Origin of the sequence: Streptomyces sp. NPDC049577 (genome assembly GCF_040675635.1) — a bacterium.
Classification (GTDB): domain Bacteria; phylum Actinomycetota; class Actinomycetes; order Streptomycetales; family Streptomycetaceae; genus Streptomyces.
Map to the genome: position 1 here is coordinate 1 of NZ_JBFAPH010000488.1, position 3530 is coordinate 3530.

Consider the following 3530-nt stretch of genomic DNA (forward strand, 5'->3'; position numbering starts at 1 on the left):
CGCCGTCAGGCCCGTGCATCCGGCGAGTACGTCCGTCAGGCCGTCGTCGCCCAGCATGCGCGCGCCCTCGCGGCGCTCGGTGACGCCGTCGGTGAAAGCCGGCCTCCGCGATGAGGGCTGCGAGCTGACGGTTGGGAATGCGCTGTGGGGGTCGTTCCGTCATCAGCCTGCCGGTCTCCCTGATCTCGTTCTGGAACGGCGCGAACTTAGCGATAACCAACGCCCCGATCGCCACCTTCGCCCCGCATTCATCCGATCGTGTGAGGACAGATCAAATAGGCCCGCAGGGCTCCCGGGAGCCCACCGACCGGCGGCGACGGCCCTCCCGGCGGTGCCGGGCGGCCCCCTGCGAGCTTGTCCGAGCGCCGCCGTACAGTTGGCTGGGACGCGAAGAAGCTGTGCGATACACGAGGAGCGGCCATGGGTGATCACCGGCCAGGCGCGGTCGAGGGCGAGCTGCGCTTCGTCCACCTGGGGTTCGGCGCGGACGCCGTCGAGTACCAGGAGGCGTGGCAGGAGCAGCGCCGCGTGCACGCGGCCCGCTTCGCGGACGAGATCGGCGACACCTGCCTGCTCCTGGAGCACCCTGCGGTCTACACGGCCGGCCGGCGCACGCTCGACAGCGAGCGCCCCCTGGACGGCACCCCGGTGGTCGACGTCGACCGCGGCGGCAAGATCACCTGGCACGGCCCGGGCCAGCTCGTCGGCTACCCGATCCTGAAGCTGCCGCGCCCGGTGGACGTGATCGCGCACGTCCGCCGCCTGGAGGAGGCCCTGATCCGCACCTGCGCGGAGTTCGGCCTGGAGACCACCCGGGTGGAGGGCCGCAGCGGCGTGTGGGTGCTGGGCGACCCCGTGAAGCGGCGCAGCCGAGATGCAGCGCAGGCTGAGGGTCCTGACCGAGGAACGGGGGAAGGACACTCGGCCGGAGCGGAATCGAGGCGGAGCGCGACCGACGAAGGGGGAGAGCGCCCGGCGATCGGCGGTCTCAGCCTGGACTTCGACCCCCGTCTCACGGACGAGGAGTTCGACCCCCGGCTGAACGGCCCCGAGTACGCCCCGTCCAACGCCGGCCAGCGCCGCGAGGACCGCAAGCTGGCGGCGATCGGCATCCGCATCGCCAAGGGCGTCACCATGCACGGCTTCGCGCTGAACTGTGATCCCGACAACACCTGGTTCGACCGCATCGTCCCGTGCGGCATCCGGGACGCGGGCGTCACGTCGCTCTCCGAGGAGCTCGGCCGCCGGGTGACGGTGGCGGAGGTCGTGCCGGTCGTGGAGCGGCACCTGCGCGAGGTCCTGGAGTCCGAGCAGCCCCTCCCCCGGCCCGTCGAGATACCGGCGAGCTAGCGGGAATGCGCCCCGGGCTCCATCGGTTGCCCCGGGCGTACGAGTACGAGCGTAGGAAATAACGGGCGTACCCTGGTGTTCGCCGAGGAATCGAAGTCATAGGGAGCCGGACGTGTCCGCTGTCGCACCCGACGGACGCAAGATGCTGCGCTTGGAGGTCCGGAACGCCCAGACCCCCATCGAGCGGAAGCCCGAGTGGATCAAGACCCGCGCCAAGATGGGCCCCGAGTACAAGGAACTCCACGGCCTGGTGAAGCGCGAGGGCCTGCACACGGTGTGCCAGGAGGCGGGCTGTCCCAACATCTACGAGTGCTGGGAGGACCGCGAGGCCACGTTCCTCATCGGCGGCGACCAGTGCACCCGGCGCTGTGACTTCTGCCAGATCGACACCGGCAAGCCGCAGGCGCTCGACCGCGACGAGCCGCGCCGCGTCGGCGAGTCCGTCGTCGCGATGGACCTGAACTACGCCACCATCACCGGCGTCGCCCGCGACGACCTGGAGGACGGCGGCGCCTGGCTCTACGCCGAGACCGTGCGCCAGATCCACGCCCAGACCGCCGGCCGCGAGGGCGGCCACACCAAGGTCGAGCTGCTGGCCCCCGACTTCAACGCGGTCCCCGCGCTGCTGGAGGAGGTCTTCGCCGCCCGCCCCGAGGTCTTCGCGCACAACGTCGAGACCGTGCCGCGCATCTTCAAGCGGATCCGCCCGGGCTTCCGCTACGAGCGCTCCCTCGACGTCATCACCCGGGCCCGTGCGTACGGCCTGGTGACCAAGTCGAACCTGATCCTGGGCATGGGCGAGACCCGCGAGGAGATCAGCGAGGCCCTCCAGCACCTGCACGACGCGGGCTGCGAGCTGATCACCATCACCCAGTACCTGCGCCCGAGCGTGCGCCACCACCCGGTGGAGCGCTGGGTGAAGCCCCAGGAGTTCGTGGAGCTCAAGGAGGAGGCCGAGGAGATCGGCTTCGCCGGCGTCATGTCCGGCCCGCTGGTCCGCTCGTCGTACCGGGCCGGCCGCCTGTACCAGCAGGCGATGGAGCGGCGCGCGGCCCAGACCGCCTGAGCCCCCGAATACCCGAGCGTGCCGACGCGGCCCGTACCTTCCCCCGCGGGGGAAGGTACGGGCCGCGTCAACGTTTCATAGGTGTTTGACCAACAGGTCATCCATTGGTAACACCATTCGGTGACGATGTAGGCACGCACAGCAGTAGCCACCCTCCACGCCATGGCCGTTTTCTTCGCTTTCTTCGTTTTCTTCGTTTCCGAGGGGACATCGACATGCAGGTCGCGCCCGGCACCGCAACGGCGACAGCCTCACGCGCCACCTCCGCCCTGCCCGCGACGCTCACCGCCCGGCCCCCGTCCGTGACCGGGGCCCTGCGCGCCCTGGAGGGGCTGCTGATGCGCGGTGGCCAGCGCACCGCCCGGCGCAACGCCTGGACGGCCGTGCTGGAGGACCGCCGCCGGGCCAAGGACCGGCGGGAGGCGCAGCACCTGCTGGAGGCTGTGGCGGCCCCGGGCCCGCGGGCCACGTAAACTTCGCCGTATGGCGAGGAAGGAAACATCCGAGAACCCCGGGCGACTGAAGCAGATCGCCCTGACCTACAAGATGACCCAGAAGGCCGACCCCAAGGCCGGTCTCGTCGTCGCAGCTGTGGGCATTGTCACCTTCGGTGTACTCCTTGCCATCGGCTTCTGGATCGACCACCCGGTCTACCTGGGCATCCTGGGCATCCTGCTGGCGTTCCTGGCGATGGCGATCGTCTTCGGCAAGCGTGCCGAGCGGGCCGCCTTCGGGTCGATGGAGGGCAAGCCGGGAGCGGCCGCGGCGGTCCTGGAGAACATCAGGCGCGGCGGCTGGACCACGACGCCCGCGGTGGCGATGAACCGCAACCAGGACGTCGTCCACCGGGCCGTCGGCAAGGCCGGCATCGTCCTGGTCGGCGAGGGCAACCCCAACCGGTTGAAGGCGCTGCTCGCGGGCGAGAAGAAGCGCATGGCGCGGATCGTCCCGGACGTCCCGGTGCACGACATCGTCGTCGGTGACGGCGAGGGCCAGGTCCCGCTGACCAAGCTGCACACCACGGTGCTCAAGCTGCCCCGGGTGCTCCAGGGCGAGCAGGTCACGAAGACGAACGACCGGCTGCGGGCGCTGGGCGACCTCATGAGCAACATGC

At 70.4% G+C, this 3530-nt stretch carries 4 protein-coding genes; all 4 read left to right on the plus strand.

All coding sequences use genetic code 11. From position 1 onward, the window contains the following. Positions 1–420: 420 nt before the first annotated feature. Positions 421–1350, plus strand: coding sequence for a lipoyl(octanoyl) transferase LipB (lipB, locus tag AB0K09_RS31500; protein WP_366068811.1), 930 nt, complete (start codon positions 421–423; stop codon positions 1348–1350). Between the two features lie 112 nt (positions 1351–1462). Then, positions 1463–2416, plus strand: coding sequence for a lipoyl synthase (gene lipA / locus AB0K09_RS31505; protein ID WP_366068812.1), 954 nt, complete (start codon positions 1463–1465; stop codon positions 2414–2416). 215 nt (positions 2417–2631) lie between these two features. Then, positions 2632–2889 (plus strand): hypothetical protein, encoded by a 258-nt coding sequence (locus tag AB0K09_RS31510; RefSeq protein ID WP_366068813.1) that lies wholly within the window; start codon positions 2632–2634, stop codon positions 2887–2889. Between the two features lie 10 nt (positions 2890–2899). After that, positions 2900–3530 (plus strand): DUF4191 domain-containing protein (locus AB0K09_RS31515; RefSeq protein ID WP_366068814.1); only part of this gene is annotated, 631 nt, incomplete at its 3' end.